The following is a 14,878-nucleotide window of genomic DNA, read 5'->3' as shown; positions in this document are numbered from 1 at the left end:
GGCAAAGCCGACATCGCAAGTTTTCCCATCAGGGCCGGCGCTGATCGGGCCGGCGGTTTCGATCAATCGTTGAACGGCTCGTTCTGCCAGGTCACGGTGGCGAACTGCAGCGTGCGGTTGTCTTTGAGATTCGACATCGAGGCCCGCATGAAGTCGGTCATGACAGGCCAGGGGTAGAAGACGCGTAGCATGTTCTTGGACATCGACTGGCCCGGCGCAACGGCGAAGCCTGTGGTGTCGATTTCCTTGTCGGTGGTCAGCTTGATCCTCAGCTTGGCTGCTTCGGCGAAGGTCGGAAAGCTGCGCAGGTCAACTATGAGCCCGGGGCAGTCCTTGGCCACCAGCAACTCCAGCTTGTCGCAGATCTTCTTCCTGACCTTTATTTCGGTGACGTCGGCGGCCTTGAGTTGGCCGGTGCGGATTTCGCGGGCGATATCGTCGGCGGCATTGGCCAGCAACTGCTGGCCGGCGAATGCGATGCAGCTCTCCAGGATCGCAAAGACCAGCAACGAGAAGGGTATCGCCAGCATGACGAACTCGATCGCCGTGCTGCCGCTTCGGTCGTGCCGGAACCGGGCAAGAAGCCCTCGTCCGTCGCGGTTGGGTTGTTTATGCACTGCAGTCGCTATGTCACTCATGGGTCGACCGCCTTTCATATTGGGGCGGACAATAGCGCAAAGCTGTTGAAGTCCGGTTTGAATGAACGGCCAAACTGCGCGGATTATCTTAACCGGGCGCTAACCTTGGCGGACGCGACGGAATGATCGCGTTCTACTGGCTCCGGTTCAATTCGCTCTCGGACATCCGCTCGGCATCGCTCTTGTAGGAGCTCTCGCAATAGGGCGTGCACGACAGGGTCTGGACTTCCGAGCGCCGGTAGATCCGCACCGACGAGGCGTCGTGGCGGATGACCGTCACCTGCTCGTCGACGATGGGCGCGCCATCCGCATCGAGCACGACGAGATTGGTCACGCCGAATCCCTTGCCCGTGAGCACGATCGTGGAAGCGTCCTGCACCGAGGCGTCGGCGATGGCCGAATTGCCGACCACGATGGTATCGGCCGGGCGCGCCAGCCGCACGATCTTGGCCTGGTTCATCGTCACTTCTATGCCCGCGCCCGCGTGGGCGGAAGCCGCGGTCATCGTCAACGCTGCGACTGCGCACGCGCCCCAAAGGAATGTTCTCGGCCTTGCCATGGCTATGCCCCTCGACGGCTGTCGGTAACGACTGATCAATGGAAGATGAACGACTTTGGTGAACCAACGGTTAAGCACCGGCGGGGCCAGGGAGCCGAAGGATGAGGGGGGTAGGGGCTTCGTTTGTCTGCGCGGCCGAAACCTTTGCATTCTGGCATGTTGGCGGGCCGATTTGCTTCGATCAAATTGGCTTGTTGTTTTAGCTGGCGGTTAACCACGTAATCGTGATGAGGACTGAAACGATTCGGTAAGGCTGTTTCTTAAGTCGTTTGAAAGAGCTCCCCGCTAGGTTGCAGTCATCCGATCGACGACAAAGAAATGTTGACGGAAGTGCTGTAACAAACGGAGTAAGGAGCTCTCCAATGTCCAATCTCATTGCACGCTTTGTGAAGGACGAGTCCGGCGCGACCGCCATCGAATACGGTCTGATCGCCGCCCTCATCGCAGTCGCCATCATCGTCGGCGCCGGCCAGCTTGGCGGCGCACTCGACCAGAAGTTCAAGGATGTCGCTAAGACGGTCACCGATTCCGGCAAGGCCGGCGGCACCCCCCCCGTCACCCCCGCCCAGTAATAGCCGGCCGACGCCCTAACTGGGCAAGACGATCGAAAAGGCTGCCTTTGGGCAGCCTTTTCTTGTTTCGGATGATGTCATGAGGCTGTTGTGCCTCTTCATCTAAGATTAACGTCATCGGACTAGGCTATTGTGGTGTTCTGAGTGACGGATATTTCGCGATGCTTGAAGCGCTGATCTTTGTCGTATTTCCCTTCTGCATGGTCTTTGCTGCGGTCTCCGATGCATTGTCGATGACCATCGCCAATCGGGTCTCATTGCTACTTCTGGGTGTATTTATGGTCGTCGCCCCGCTCACCGGCATGGCCTGGGCCGACATCGGCATGCATCTCGCCGCCGGCGCCTTGTTGCTTTGCGTCACCTTCGCCCTCTTCGCTTTTGGCGGCATGGGCGGCGGCGACGCCAAGCTGATCGCCGCAACCGGTGTGTGGATGGGCTTCGGCATTCCCTTGATGCAATATCTTCTCACTTCAGCGGCCTTTGGCGGGTTCCTGACGCTCGCTATCCTGTCCTACCGTTCCTCCGCGCTGTCTCACGTGACCAGTCAGCGCATGTTCTTCCGCAATCTTTCCAAGGACGCGGGCGGCGTTCCCTATGGCATCGCGCTCGGCATCGGCGGTCTCGTCACCTATCCGAGTTCACCCCTGATGGTCTGGGCGCTCGAGCGTCTTGCGGCGCAATGATACCGCTGTGGCAGATGCGTAAGAGATAATTAATCACGATCGTAAGGACTGCATTAACCATAAGTTGACGATTGCTTCTGCAAAGTCCGCCTCGGCTTGATGGATTTTCCAGGGCGAGGTTCGGACAATGGCAACATCGCGACTGATGATACTCGGCGTGGCGGTCGCCGCCGCGGGTGGCGCTGGCTATGTCGCCAAGAACATGTCTGCTCCGCCCCCGGCGGAGGTCATTGTCGAATCCGGACCGCAGCAGCCGCAGCTCGCCACGACCGAGGTCCTGGCGCTGACCGGCGACGTGCCGATGGGTGCCGTGGTCGAAAACAATATCGGCTGGCAGGCTTGGCCGAGCGATGCGGTCAACGCGAATTTCATCACCCGCAGCGCCGAGCCCGAGGCGCTTGAGAAATTCAAGAGCTCGGTTGCGCGCCTTGCCATGTACAGCGGCGAGCCGCTGCGCAAGTCGAAGCTGGTCGGCGAGGGTCAGAGCTTCATGTCCTCGGTGCTGGCTTCCGGCAAGCGCGCTGTGGCAACCGCCATTTCCGCCGACACCTCGGCCGGCGGCTTCATCCTGCCCAACGACTATGTCGACGTGATCATGACCCGCCGCTCCGATGCCGCGAAATCGGGCAGCGGCTTCACCACCGAAACCATCCTCAAGAACATCCGGGTGCTGGCCATCGACCAGACGATCCAGGAGGACGAGGAAGGCAAGAAGGTCAAGGTCGGCAACACCGCGACGCTGGAACTGACCTCGCAGCAGGCCGAGATCATCACGGTCGCTCAGCAGATGGCGGATCGGCTGACGCTGGCTTTGCGTTCGGTCGCCGACGCTCAGGAGAGCAATCTCGCCGAAGCCGACTATCTCGTTTCGGGCAGCGGCAAGCGCGGCACGGTGCGCCTCATCAAGTCTGGCGAGATTTCCGAATCGGGAGCAAGGAAATGAGGCCAAGCATCAGCCTTTTGACCACTGCCGCAATCGCTCTGGGCATGCTGGTGATCGAACCAGTGCTGGCGGGCCAGTCTCCTGCCGAAGCCGCATCGGCGCGGGTCGGCAACAATTCCAGCAGCCAGCGCGTCAAGCTCGGGCTCAACAAGTCGGTGGTCGTCGACCTGCCGGCCGATGCCTACGATATCTTGGTCGCCAATCCCGCCGTCGCCGATGCGGTCACCCGCACGTCGCGCCGCATCTATCTGTTCGGCAAGTCGGTCGGCCAGACCAACATCTTCGTCTTCGGGCCCAATGGCGAGCAGATCGTCAGCCTCGACCTTGCCGTGGAACGTGATGTTGCCGGCCTCGAGGACTACATCAAGCGCTTCATTCCCAATTCGCAGATCAAGGTCGAGCTGATCAACGACAACGTCGTGCTCACCGGCACGGTCGACACACCGCTCGACGCCAAGCGCGCGGTCGACCTGGCGACGATCTTCGTCACCGGCGGCGAGGCGACGACCGGCCAGTACTCGCAGACCGCGACGGGCGGCTCCGACAGCGGCGGTGTCGACATCAACAACCCCGACCAGGAGCGCCAGAAGAGCCGGATCGTCAACCTGCTGCAGATCGTCGGCGAGGATCAGGTCATGCTGAAGGTCACCGTGGCCGAAGTCAGCCGCACGGTGATGAAGCAGCTCGGCGTCAACATGATCGGCACCGGCGACTCCAACGGCATCAGCTGGGGCGCGATCAGCGACAGCATTCCCGGTCTGGGCAAGCCGCTCAGCGCCTCGCAGTTGTCGATCGGCACCTCGATGCTCGATGCCTATGTCAATGCCATGGAGCAGGCCGGTGTCATGAAGACGCTCGCCGAACCGACGCTCACCGCTGTCTCGGGCGAAAAGGCGACCTTCAAGGTTGGTGGCGAGTACAACCTGGTGACAAACCAGGACGGCAACAAATATGACATTCAGGTGATCGAATACGGCATCGGCCTGGAGTTCCAGCCGGTCGTGCTTTCGCCCGGGCGCATCAGCCTCAAGATCAGGACCGCGGTCTCCGAGCCGACCATGGAAGGGTCGGTTAGCCTTTCGGGCGGGTTCCAACGCGGTCGCCGCTTCAACAATCCGGGCATGAACGCGCTGTCGATCCGCAAGCGCCTGGCCGACACGACCGTCGAACTGCCTTCGGGTGGCTCGATGATGATCGCCGGCCTTGTCCGCGACGACATTCGCCAGGCCATCGACGGGCTGCCCGGCCTGTCCAAGATTCCGGTTCTCGGCACGCTGTTTCGCAGCCGCGACTTCGTCCGCAACGAGTCCGAGCTGGTCATCATCGTCACGCCCTACCTGGCCCGCCCGGTGGCGCGCAACGACCTGGCCCGGCCGGACGACAACTTCAACGCCGCCAGCGACGGCGCCGGCATGTTCCTTGGCCGCGTCAACCGCGTCTACGGCACCATGCAAACCGACAGGCCCGTCGGACGCTACCATGGCGTCGTCGGCTTCATCTACAAGTGAGCGGGGATAGGGGCATGTCTCAGGCAGTTTTCAGCGCCACACCGATCGCCGGTACCGCCAGACGGGGAAAGTCGCGCATCTTCACTTTGCTTCTGGCGGTCGCCGGGGTTGCGCTGCTTGCCGGTTGCGCCACCAACCGCGACAGCATCACCGTGGGTGCCATTCCCGACGACTACCGCACCAATCACCCGATAGTCATCGCCGAGCAGAACCAGGTCATCGATCTTCCGGTCGGTAACAACGCCCGCGGCATTTCCAAGGGTGAAAAGGACACGTTTGCCGGGTTTCTCAGCGAATATGACCGCCAGACGACTCCGGTCCTGACCATTCTCGTACCTGCCGGCGCCTCCAACGATGTCGCCGCCAGCGAAGCCGCGAGGGAACTGATGCGCGTCGCGGTCAAGAACGGGGTGCCGTCGGGCCGCATTTCCATTGCCCGCTATCAGGCGGCATATCCCGACGCGCCGTCGCCCATTCGTGCCGTCTACACCGCCATGCGTGCGCAGACCGATCGCTGCGGCCGCTGGCCGGAAGACATGCTCAACACCGCCGAAAACAAGCACTACGCCAATTTCGGTTGCTCTTATCAGAACAATCTTGCCGCACAGCTGGCCAATCCTGCCGATCTCCTGGGGCCGCGCAAGCAGACGACCATCGATGCTGAGCGGCGCTCGGTCATCATCGACGGCTATCGAAATGTTCCATTCTTTTCGCCGACCCCGCGAACGGAAGTCAACTACTGATCGACTGTACTGTGGAGCACGTGGACATGAACAACCTGGCCTACGATTCCCAGCCTGATAACGGCGAGCTTTCGCCGCAGGACATGGCTGTGATGCAGGCGCTGAGGCCAGTGCCGCGCATCTCGATTCAGGCCTTTTGCGAGACCGACAGCGTCGCCGGTCCGATCGGCCACGCGGGCGAAGACCGCCGCATGGCCAAGGCGCACCTCCAACTCCATATGGGCGGCGTCGAGACGGCGATCGAGGTCTATCGCGGTGCGCCGACGCCCAATCTGATCATCCTGGAATCGCGCCGCGAGCCCAAGGGCCTGCTGGAAGCGCTGCACGAGCTGTCGGAATTCTGCGATCCGACCTCCAAGGTCGTGGTCATTGGCCACTACAACGATGTCGCGCTCTATCGCGAACTCATCCGTTCCGGCATTTCGGAATATGTCGTGGCACCGGTCTCGGCCGCCGACATTGTCAGCGTCATCTCCTCGATCTTCATCGATCCCGAAGCCGAGCCGATCGGCCGTTCGATTGCATTTGTCGGAGCCAAGGGCGGCGTCGGGTCATCGACCATCGCGCACAATGTCGCCTGGAGCATGTCGCAGCTGTTCAAGTCCGAGGTCGTAGTCGCCGACATGGACCTGGCCTTCGGTACGGCAAACATCAACTTTGACCAGGATCCGGCCCAGGGCATCGCCGAGGCGGTGTTCGCGCCGGAACGTGTCGACGAGGTCTACCTCGATCGCCTGCTCGCCCAGTGCGCCGAACATCTGTCCTTGCTGGCCGCCCCTTCGACACTGGAACGCGTCTACGATTTCGATCCCGAAGCCTTCGCCCAGATCATCGACACAGCCCAGCGCACCACGCCGTTGCTGGTGCTCGACGTGCCTCACATCTGGAGCGGCTGGAGCAAGAACACGTTGACCCGGGCCGACGAAGTGGTCATCACCGCGACGCCGGAACTCGCCAATCTGCGCAACACCAAGAACCTGGTCGACATGCTCAAGCGGCTCAGGCCCAACGATCCGCCGCCGAGGCTGATCCTCAACCAGGCCGGCGTGCCCAAGCGTCCCGAGATCGCGGCCGCCGATTTCGCCGAGCCCCTCGGGATCACGCCGATATCGGTCATTCCGTTCGATCCACTGCTGTTCGGCAATGCCGCCAACAACGGACGCATGCTCGGCGAGATGGACGCGAAGAATCCGGTCGTCCAGACGATCAACGATGTTGCCCATATCCTCACCGGAAGGTCTGAAGCCAAGGCCAAGAAGCAGTCTGGGCTGGGCGGAGTTCTCGCCCGGCTGAAGGCCCGCAAGAAGTGATGCCCAAGCGGCGGAGGTGTTAGTCGATCATGTTTGGCAAGAGAGGCAGTGACGACGGCAACCGTTCGGTGCCCGGCTTCCGTCCGCTTGCGACACAGGCGCCCGCAACACCGTCCGCTGATACGCTGGTTGCACAGCGTCCCTCGGCGACGTCGCCGGCTGCGCCCGCTGCTGCGCCACGTCGCGCCGCCGAGGCGCAATCCTTTGCGCCCGAACCACGCAAGGCGCAGCGCGAGCGTAGCGAAAGCTACTACGACACCAAGAGCCAGGTATTTTCGGCGCTGATCGACACCATCGACCTGTCGCAGCTCGCCAAGCTCGATCCCGACAGTGCGCGCGAGGAAATCCGCGATATCGTCAACGATATCATCGCGATCAAGAATTTCGCGATGTCCATTGCCGAGCAGGAGGAACTGCTCGAGGACATCTGCAACGACGTGCTTGGCTATGGTCCGCTGGAGCCCTTGCTCGCCCGCGACGATATCGCCGACATCATGGTCAACGGCGCCAAGAACGTCTACATCGAGGTCAACGGCAAAGTCGAGCAGACCGGCATCCGCTTTCGCGACAACCAGCAGTTGCTCAACATCTGCCAGCGCATCGTCAGCCAGGTCGGCCGTCGCGTCGATGAATCCTCGCCGATCTGCGACGCGCGCCTGCCCGACGGCTCCCGCGTCAACGTGATTGCGCCGCCGCTGTCGATCGATGGCACCGCGCTCACCATCCGCAAGTTCAAGAAGGACAAGCTGACGCTCGACCAGCTCGTCAAGTTCGGCGCCATTTCCCCGCACGGCGCCGAAGTGCTCAAGATCATCGGTCGCGTCCGCTGCAATGTCGTCATCTCCGGCGGCACGGGCTCGGGCAAGACGACATTGCTCAACTGCCTGACCAACTACATCGACCGCGACGAACGCATCATCACCTGCGAGGACTCGGCCGAGCTGCAGCTGCAGCAGCCGCATGTCGTTCGGCTGGAAACGCGCCCTGCCAATCTCGAAGGCGAGGGCGAGGTAACGATGCGCGACCTCGTCAAGAACTGCCTGCGCATGCGCCCCGAACGCATCATCGTCGGCGAGGTGCGCGGACCGGAAGTGTTCGACCTGTTGCAGGCGATGAACACCGGCCACGACGGTTCGATGGGCACCATCCACTCCAACAGCCCGCGCGAATGCCTCAACCGCATGGAGGCGATGATCGCCATGGGCGGCTTTTCGCTGCCGCAGAAGACCGTGCGCGATATCATCGTCGGTTCGGTCGACGTCATTGTCCAGGCCGCGCGCCTGCGCGACGGTTCGCGCCGCATCACCCACATCACTGAGGTGATTGGCATGGAAGGCGACGTCATCATCACCCAGGACCTGGTACTCTACAACATCAAGGGCGAAGACCAGAATGGCCGCCTGATCGGCCACCATGTCTCGACCGGCATCGGCCGGCCGCATTTCTGGGATCGCGCCCGCTACTATGGCGAAGAGGCGCGGCTCGCGACCGCGCTCGAGGCCATGGAGAAGAGCGCCGACTGAGATGCAAGAGGCACCTATCCTAGAAGCGGGGATCTAGCGCGCCATGTTCGGGCTCGACGCCACAATGCTGCTCTTCGTCATTCTCGCCGGCCTCAGCGCCGGCTTGGTGGCCTATGCCTTCCTGTTCAAGCGGATGGAAAGCGAGAGCAATACCGAGCGACGTCTGTCGACCATCCGGCAGACCGAAACGGATCGCGCGCTCCTCAAGGCTTCGCGGGATCGAGTGGCTGAAGTCACCAAGCGCCGCAAGTCGGTGCAGGATTCGCTCAAGGAACTCGACGAGAAGCAGAAGTCCAAGGACCGCAACATCAAGAAGCCTCCGCTGCGCGTCCAGATCCGCCAGGCTGGGCTGCAGGTCAGCATCGAGCGTTTCTATGTCTATTCGGTGATCTGCGGCTTGGCCACGACGCTGTTGATCTTCATGGTCGGCGCACCGCTGATCCTGCTGCCCGGTGCGCTTCTTGCGGGCACCGTCGGCCTGCCGCGCTGGTTCGTCGGCTTCCGCCGCGGCCGTCGCGTCAAGCAATTCCTCAACGAATTTCCCAATGCACTCGACATCATCGTGCGCGCGGTCAAGTCCGGATTGCCGCTGAATGACGGCATCCGGCTGATCGCTTCGGAATCGCCCGAGCCGGTGCGTAGCGAGTTCCGCCGCATGGTCGAGGCCCAGCAGCTTGGAATTTCCATTCCCGATGCCGCCCTGCGCATGACCGAGACGATGCCGTGTCCGGAGGCGGGTTTCTTTGGCATCGTCATCCAGATCCAGAGCCAGGCCGGCGGCAACCTTTCCGAGGCGCTCGGCAACCTGTCGCGCGTGCTGCGCGACCGCAAGAAGATGAAGGCCAAGGTCCAGGCGCTATCGATGGAAGCCAAGGCGTCGGCCGCCATCATCGGTGCGCTGCCGATCATCGTTGCCTTTCTGGTCTACATATCGAGCCCCACCTACATCATGCCGCTGTTCACCACGAGCACCGGCAACCTGATCCTCGGCATTTCGGGAGTCTGGATGTCGATCGGCATCTTCGTGATGCGCAAGATGATGAATTTCGAGGTCTAGTGACATGTCCGATCAAGTCGTCAAGGCACTGACCGACCCGTCCTTCCTGATTGCGCTTCTGGTCGGCATCGCCGTCTTCGCCACGGTCTTCACCGCTATGCCGTCGCTGATCGGCAATCCTCTCAAGTCGCGGATGAAGTCGGTGGCGCTCGAACGCGATGAACTGCGTGCCAAGCAGCGCATGCGCCTGGCAGCGGAAAGCGACAGGCGCCAGCGCGGGCTGCGCGAGCAGCAATCAGTCGGCATGCGCAACATTGTCGAGCGGCTTGACCTGCGCCGGGCGCTCGTCGACGAGGGCACGCTCAACAAGCTGAAGGTTGCCGGATTTCGCGGCCAGAACCCGCTGACGCGTTTCCTGTTCTTCCGTCTCGTGCTGCCCTTGGTCGGCCTGGTGCTGGCTGCAGTCTACGTGTTCGTGCTGGGCGGCCTTGCGGAGCAACCGTTCTTCATGAAGGTCTTCGCCTGCATCATCGGCGCCTATGTGGGCTTCTACCTGCCGGTGCTCTACGTTTCCAACCGCGCCACCAAGCGCAAGCAATCGATCCAGACGGCTTGGCCGGATGCGCTCGACCTGATGCTGATCTGCGTCGAGTCCGGCATGTCGGTAGAGGCCGCGCTTCGCAAGGTCGCCGACGAAATCGGCTCGCAATCCGTCGACCTCGCCGAAGAGTTCGTGCTGACCAATGCCGAGCTTTCCTATCTCACCGAACGCCGCCAGGCCTATGAGAACCTTGCCGCGCGTACCGGCCTCGAATCGGTCAAGTCGGTTACCCAGGCGCTGATCCAGGCCGAGCGTTACGGTACGCCCGTCGCCCAAGCGTTGCGCGTGCTGGCCAGCGAAAGCCGCGACATGCGCATGAACGCGGCCGAGAAGAAGGCCGCGGCCCTGCCGCCCAAGCTCACCGTGCCAATGATTCTGTTCTTCCTGCCGGTGCTGTTTGCGATCATCCTCGGCCCGGCCGGGATCCAGATCAGCTCGAACGGGCTGTTCGGCGACAAGCAACAGTCGAGCAGCGAATAGCGCAGTCCGATTGCTCGGCCCTGGAACGAAAGAAAGCCGCGTCAACTGACGCGGCTTTGCTGTATCTGCTGTCGGTTGGCGTCAGTTTTTGGCCGACTTGCCCTCGGCCTTGATCTGGTTCCAGGCGTTTTGCTGGGACAGCATGCCTCTGAGATAAGCGACATTGGCCTGCGCCTGTTCGGGCGAAAGCTCTTGGCGGGCGATCTGCTCGGCTTCGTCGAAGCGCCCCTGCAGGCCGACGGCGAGCGCCAGGTTCTGCCGCACGCGGCTGTCGGCGCCCGGCTGCGAAGCGGCCGAGCGGAGATAGGTCTCGGCCGATTTCAGGTCGCCTTCGAGCACATAGGACATGCCGAGATTGGACAGCACCGTAGGCTCGTTCGGCTTGAGATCGAGCGCCTTGCGGTAGAGGCCGCGCGCGTCCTGAGTCTGGCCGAGCTGGTCGAGTATGGCCGCTTCGGCGGAGACCAGCCGCCAGTCGGGATATTCCGGCGTCTGGGCTCGCCGCACGGCATCCAGCGCCGGCTTCAACTCACCGGAGGCGGCAAGCGCCTTGCCATAGGCGGCAAGCACGTCGCGATCCTTGGGATAGCCGATGGCGAGCTTGCGCATGACAGCCAGCGACTGGTCGTTCTGGCCCTTCATCTGCAGGGCCGAAGCGTATTGCAGGGCCACGGGCTTGTTGTTCGGGTCGCTGGCATATTTGCGGCCGAGCGCATCCGTGCTGCCCTGCAAATCGCTCGCCGACATCGCCTCGCTCGCCTGTCCGGCGCGCGAGATGGAGCCGGTGGTCTCCTTGCTGGTGTTGCAGCCGGCAACGCCGGCCATCAGCAGCGTCACGAAAGCCGCTCTCGCAAGGCGTTTTCCCGTTGCGTTCATCGAGCGATTGGTCAACATCGGAGGAAGGTCTCCATTCGTCGTGGCCGTTTGCTGGCCATCTTCCCGCTTTGGAGAAATATTCTGTTAACCCTAACGGATGGTTAAGAGCGCCCGCACAAGACGCCCCGTCCGAGACTGAAGGAAGTCGAAATGCCGGTCGAACTGCTCGACAACAAACCAGCCGGAGCCAAGCCGATCCATCTCGTCGCCAAGGATGGGCTGGAAAGCGCAGGTCTTGCGCCCGCCATCCTCGCCTGGGCCAGTGCCAACGGCTTTGCCGGCGAGGCGGGCAAGGTTCTGGCTGTCCCCGGTGCGGACGGGCAGGTCGCCGGCGCCCTGTTCGGCACCGGCCAGAACGAAAACGGTCTCGGCTTCGGCGCACTCGCCCGCAACCTGCCGGAAGGGACCTGGCATTTCTCCGGCCAGCCGGCGCATCCTGAGCTTGCCGCACTCGGCGTAGCATTGGGCGGCTATGCCTTCACCCGCTACGGCAAGAAGCCGGGCCGTGATCTCGGATTTGTTCTGCCCGACGGGGTCGACGCAGCCCGCGTCAAGCGTATCGTCGAGGCGGTCTTCCTGGTTCGCGATCTCGTCAACACGCCGACCAACGACATGGGTCCGTCCGCGCTCGAGGCGGCGGTCAGGCAACTCGCCGGCCGGCATGGCGCGGAGGTCCGCGTGACCGTTGGCGACGACCTGCTCGCCCACAATTTCCCGATGATCCATGCCGTCGGCCGCGCTTCCGCCGACGCGCCGCGTCTGATCGACATGCAGTGGGGGCCACTCGACGCGCCCAAGATCACGCTGGTCGGCAAGGGCGTGTGCTTCGACACCGGCGGCCTCGACATCAAGCCGCCGAGTTCCATGCTGCTGATGAAGAAGGACATGGGCGGCGCGGCAAACGTGCTTGGCCTCGCCTCGATGATCATGGCAGCGAAGCTCAAGGTCCGCCTGCGCGTACTCATCCCGGCGGTCGAGAACTCGATTTCGGCCAACGCGTTTCGGCCGGGCGACGTGCTGACGAGCCGCAAGGGCATCACCGTCGAGATCGGCAACACCGACGCCGAGGGTCGCTTGGTGCTGGCTGACGCGCTGGCCCTGGCCGACGAGGAACGTCCGGCGATGCTCGTCGACATGGCGACGCTGACGGGGGCCGCGCGCGTGGCGCTCGGGCCGGACCTGCCGCCCTTCTACACCGACGACGAGGCGCTTGCGGCCGAACTCACCACGGCATCCGGTGCCGTCGAGGATCCGATCTGGCGCATGCCGCTTTGGGCGCCATACGATGCCAAGCTGTCGTCGAAGGTCGCTGACATGAACAACGTCACCACCGACGGCTTTGCCGGTTCGATCACCGCAGCGCTGTTCCTCAAGCGTTTCGTCGAGAACACCGCGACCTGGGCGCATTTCGACATCTTCGCCTGGAACCCGGTCGACCGCGCCCATGGCCCGGCCGGCGGCGAGGCGCAGGCGATCCGGACCCTGGAGAAGGTGATTTCGGCGCGTTTCGGCTGATCGGCTTTCGACGGCGCCTCTGGGGCTTGCCACTGCCACGACGGACTTGCGGCCCGCCAGTGAAATGACCTGGCGGGCGGCTCTGCGGCACCGATATCCCGGGGCAAATCCAATTCTGCACCGGTTCTGATGTCCTTTGCGTTCCGGCATGGATTCCCGACACTCTCCGCTCGTTTCACTCGCTCATGAGGTCGGGAATGACGGACGCACAAGCAGTTTCCTTTACGCTCCAGCGTCCGGAATTGGCGGAGACGGCAAAGTGTAGCTCGTCATTCCCGACCTCGTGAGCGACCGGAGGGAGCGGAGAGTGTCGGGAATCCATGCCGCAACAGCGAGGATGCCAGAAGCAGCGCATAGCAAGCGCCGATTGAATAGGAGACGACTGGAATGGCGGCAGGTCGAGCCACAACGGCGTGGGCTACCCAGGCAACGCTGGCCACTCCGCCTTGCCATCGCCGCAAATTCCCGCTTGAATGAAACGGAACCGAAACAATTACCATGGATACTGGCGCCATGCCGATCGCATTGCGTCCGAGCCAGTCGCTGAGGCTGCTGCAGCAGTTTGCCCTGTCCGAGGTGCGTGACGACGCGCCCGACCTGACGCTGCGCCAGATGGCGATCCTGCTCACTATCTATCTCGACCCGCCGCCGCATACCGTCCGTGGGCTCGCCGCTCGGCTCGGCGTCAGCAAGCCGGTCATCACCCGCGCCCTTGACACCATGGGTGCGCTCAAGCTGGTGTCTCGACACCGCGACGAGCTCGACAAGCGCAACGTCCTGATCCGGCGCACGGTGGAAGGCGCGCTCTATGTCGAGCGATTGGGCGATGCTATCATCGCCAAAGCCATGGAGCTTCCGATTTGACCGCCCGCGACAGCCGCCTTCACGCTTTCCGCCCCGATCTTGCCGACGCCCGCCTGCAGGGCGAAGTCGCCGCCGAGCGCTTCGTCGCCGGCCGACCGGCGCGCATTTCAGTGCCGGTCGCCGACGTTCGCAAGGCGCCGCGGCCGGACGGCGGGCTCAACACGCAACTGCTTTGCGGCGACAACGTCCTGGTCTTCGAGGAGATCGAGGGTTTTGCCTGGCTTCAGGCCGAGCGCGACGGTTATGTCGGTTATGTCTCATCTGGCGATCTTGCGCCACGGCACGATGAGACGACGCACGTCGTCACAGCCCTCCGCACTTTCATCTATCCCGGCCCGGACATGAAATTTCCGCGCACTGGCGCACTTTCCATCGGCGCGCGCGTGGCGATCACAGGCTATGCCGAGACGCGCGGCACGCACTATGCGCTGCTGGCCTCGGGCGAGGCGCTGGTCTCCCAGCATCTCGCGCCCATAGGCACCACGGCCGACGACTATGTCGCGGTGGCCGAGCGGCTCATCGATACGCCCTATCTCTGGGGCGGCTCCAGCGCCTTCGGCATCGACTGCTCCGGGCTCGTCCAGCTTTCCATGCGCATGGCCGGCCGCGACGTGCTGCGTGATTCCGACATGCAGGAGGCCGCACTTGGCGCCAAGGTCGATGCGGGCGCCGACTTTTCGCAGCTGCGGCGCGGCGACCTCGTGTTCTGGAAGGGCCACGTCGCGATCATGACCGACGGCGAAAACATGATCCATGCCAACGGACACACCATGACGGTTGCCCGCGAGGGCCTGCGCGAGGCCATCGATCGTATCGGCTACCTCTATGGCGGTCCGACCATTTTCAGGCGGCCGTAGGTCCCTTCATGCGTGGAAAGAGTTTCCACGCATGTCTGACATTTGCCGCCGAAGCAAAATTGAAACTTCACGGCATGGATCCCCGGGATCTCCGACGCTCGTTTCGCTCGCGCTCCGACCCGAGGATGACGGAGGCATGGGCTGTGGCGGCCAATCTCCGACGTAGGCGGTGGCGTGACGTGGGGCTGCGCAACCTTCGTGATTGGCGA

The 14,878-nt window shown here is 62.9% G+C and carries 15 protein-coding genes; 12 read left to right on the top strand and 3 right to left on the bottom strand.

The window, feature by feature from the left end:
- Positions 1-62: 62 nt before the first annotated feature.
- Together ABSY17_RS21065 and ABSY17_RS21060 are read right to left on the bottom strand one after the other, a co-directional pair.
- Positions 63-638: a TadE/TadG family type IV pilus assembly protein gene (locus ABSY17_RS21065; RefSeq protein ID WP_378945031.1), complete on the bottom strand. Its 576-nt coding sequence runs from the start codon at positions 636-638 to the stop codon at positions 63-65.
- Positions 639-771: 133 nt separating this feature from the next.
- Positions 772-1,143, bottom strand: coding sequence for a pilus assembly protein N-terminal domain-containing protein (locus ABSY17_RS21060; protein WP_378945028.1), 372 nt, complete (start codon positions 1,141-1,143; stop codon positions 772-774).
- A 416-nt stretch (positions 1,144-1,559) separates the two neighbouring features.
- On the opposite strand from ABSY17_RS21060, the gene ABSY17_RS21055 reads away from it, so the two are divergent.
- The 9 genes from ABSY17_RS21055 (at position 1,560) to ABSY17_RS21015 (ending at position 10,557) form a co-directional block, all read left to right on the top strand.
- A complete protein-coding gene (locus ABSY17_RS21055; RefSeq protein ID WP_378945025.1) occupies positions 1,560-1,769 on the top strand; it encodes a Flp family type IVb pilin in 210 nt (69 codons plus the stop codon).
- A 161-nt stretch (positions 1,770-1,930) separates the two neighbouring features.
- Positions 1,931-2,452, top strand: coding sequence for a prepilin peptidase (locus tag ABSY17_RS21050; RefSeq protein ID WP_378945023.1), 522 nt, complete (start codon positions 1,931-1,933; stop codon positions 2,450-2,452).
- A 127-nt stretch (positions 2,453-2,579) separates the two neighbouring features.
- Positions 2,580-3,395, top strand: coding sequence for a Flp pilus assembly protein CpaB (cpaB, locus tag ABSY17_RS21045; RefSeq protein ID WP_378945020.1), 816 nt, complete (start codon positions 2,580-2,582; stop codon positions 3,393-3,395).
- Positions 3,392-4,903, top strand: a complete 1,512-nt coding sequence (locus tag ABSY17_RS21040) for a type II and III secretion system protein family protein (RefSeq protein ID WP_378945017.1) — start codon at positions 3,392-3,394, stop codon at positions 4,901-4,903. The genes cpaB and ABSY17_RS21040 overlap by 4 nt, the downstream gene beginning before the upstream one ends.
- A gap of 14 nt (positions 4,904-4,917) precedes the next feature.
- Complete coding sequence (locus tag ABSY17_RS21035) at positions 4,918-5,646, top strand: CpaD family pilus assembly protein (RefSeq protein ID WP_378945014.1); 729 nt, start codon at positions 4,918-4,920, stop codon at positions 5,644-5,646.
- A 26-nt stretch (positions 5,647-5,672) separates the two neighbouring features.
- Positions 5,673-6,956: an AAA family ATPase gene (locus tag ABSY17_RS21030; protein ID WP_378945012.1), complete on the top strand. Its 1,284-nt coding sequence runs from the start codon at positions 5,673-5,675 to the stop codon at positions 6,954-6,956.
- A 29-nt stretch (positions 6,957-6,985) separates the two neighbouring features.
- Entirely contained in the window at positions 6,986-8,479 is a 1,494-nt protein-coding gene (locus ABSY17_RS21025) for a CpaF family protein (RefSeq protein ID WP_378945009.1), read from the top strand.
- A gap of 43 nt (positions 8,480-8,522) precedes the next feature.
- Complete coding sequence (locus ABSY17_RS21020; RefSeq protein ID WP_378945007.1) at positions 8,523-9,536, top strand: type II secretion system F family protein; 1,014 nt, start codon at positions 8,523-8,525, stop codon at positions 9,534-9,536.
- A gap of 4 nt (positions 9,537-9,540) precedes the next feature.
- Positions 9,541-10,557 (top strand): type II secretion system F family protein, encoded by a 1,017-nt coding sequence (locus ABSY17_RS21015; protein ID WP_378945004.1) that lies wholly within the window; start codon positions 9,541-9,543, stop codon positions 10,555-10,557.
- Between the two features lie 81 nt (positions 10,558-10,638).
- Here the strand turns inward: ABSY17_RS21015 and ABSY17_RS21010 are convergent, their stop codons facing one another.
- Complete coding sequence (locus ABSY17_RS21010; RefSeq protein ID WP_378945001.1) at positions 10,639-11,451, bottom strand: tetratricopeptide repeat protein; 813 nt, start codon at positions 11,449-11,451, stop codon at positions 10,639-10,641.
- Positions 11,452-11,583: 132 nt separating this feature from the next.
- Here ABSY17_RS21010 and ABSY17_RS21005 point away from each other — a divergent pair, with 132 nt between their 5' ends.
- The 3 genes from ABSY17_RS21005 to ABSY17_RS20995 all read left to right on the top strand — a co-directional run bounded on the left by ABSY17_RS21005 (position 11,584) and on the right by ABSY17_RS20995 (position 14,669).
- Positions 11,584-12,948 (top strand): leucyl aminopeptidase family protein, encoded by a 1,365-nt coding sequence (locus ABSY17_RS21005; protein ID WP_378944999.1) that lies wholly within the window; start codon positions 11,584-11,586, stop codon positions 12,946-12,948.
- A gap of 513 nt (positions 12,949-13,461) precedes the next feature.
- Complete coding sequence (locus ABSY17_RS21000; RefSeq protein WP_378944995.1) at positions 13,462-13,812, top strand: MarR family winged helix-turn-helix transcriptional regulator; 351 nt, start codon at positions 13,462-13,464, stop codon at positions 13,810-13,812.
- On the top strand, positions 13,809-14,669 hold the full coding sequence (locus tag ABSY17_RS20995) for an NlpC/P60 family protein (protein WP_378944992.1): 861 nt from the start codon (positions 13,809-13,811) through the stop codon (positions 14,667-14,669). Before ABSY17_RS21000 ends, ABSY17_RS20995 begins: the two co-directional genes overlap by 4 nt.
- Positions 14,670-14,878: the final 209 nt, after the last annotated feature.

Source organism: Mesorhizobium sp. ANAO-SY3R2, assembly GCF_042466635.1.
In the GTDB taxonomy this organism is placed as follows: Bacteria; Pseudomonadota; Alphaproteobacteria; order Rhizobiales; family Rhizobiaceae; genus Aminobacter.
Note: the sequence above shows the minus strand (reverse complement) of the source record. Positions and strands in the feature narration are given on the sequence as shown.

Bases quoted from the DNA above. Each gene is read 5' to 3' on its own strand.
- ABSY17_RS21065 (WP_378945031.1), bottom strand. From the start codon at position 638: ATGAGTGACATAGCGACTGCAGTGCATAAACAACCCAACCGCGACGGA.
- ABSY17_RS21060 (WP_378945028.1), bottom strand. From the start codon at position 1,143: ATGACCGCGGCTTCCGCCCACGCGGGCGCGGGCATAGAAGTGACGATG.
- ABSY17_RS21055 (WP_378945025.1), top strand. From the start codon at position 1,560: ATGTCCAATCTCATTGCACGCTTTGTGAAGGACGAGTCCGGCGCGACC.
- ABSY17_RS21050 (WP_378945023.1), top strand. From the start codon at position 1,931: ATGCTTGAAGCGCTGATCTTTGTCGTATTTCCCTTCTGCATGGTCTTT.
- cpaB (WP_378945020.1), top strand. From the start codon at position 2,580: ATGGCAACATCGCGACTGATGATACTCGGCGTGGCGGTCGCCGCCGCG.
- ABSY17_RS21040 (WP_378945017.1), top strand. From the start codon at position 3,392: ATGAGGCCAAGCATCAGCCTTTTGACCACTGCCGCAATCGCTCTGGGC.
- ABSY17_RS21035 (WP_378945014.1), top strand. From the start codon at position 4,918: ATGTCTCAGGCAGTTTTCAGCGCCACACCGATCGCCGGTACCGCCAGA.
- ABSY17_RS21030 (WP_378945012.1), top strand. From the start codon at position 5,673: ATGAACAACCTGGCCTACGATTCCCAGCCTGATAACGGCGAGCTTTCG.
- ABSY17_RS21025 (WP_378945009.1), top strand. From the start codon at position 6,986: ATGTTTGGCAAGAGAGGCAGTGACGACGGCAACCGTTCGGTGCCCGGC.
- ABSY17_RS21020 (WP_378945007.1), top strand. From the start codon at position 8,523: ATGTTCGGGCTCGACGCCACAATGCTGCTCTTCGTCATTCTCGCCGGC.
- ABSY17_RS21015 (WP_378945004.1), top strand. From the start codon at position 9,541: ATGTCCGATCAAGTCGTCAAGGCACTGACCGACCCGTCCTTCCTGATT.
- ABSY17_RS21010 (WP_378945001.1), bottom strand. From the start codon at position 11,451: ATGTTGACCAATCGCTCGATGAACGCAACGGGAAAACGCCTTGCGAGA.
- ABSY17_RS21005 (WP_378944999.1), top strand. From the start codon at position 11,584: ATGCCGGTCGAACTGCTCGACAACAAACCAGCCGGAGCCAAGCCGATC.
- ABSY17_RS21000 (WP_378944995.1), top strand. From the start codon at position 13,462: ATGCCGATCGCATTGCGTCCGAGCCAGTCGCTGAGGCTGCTGCAGCAG.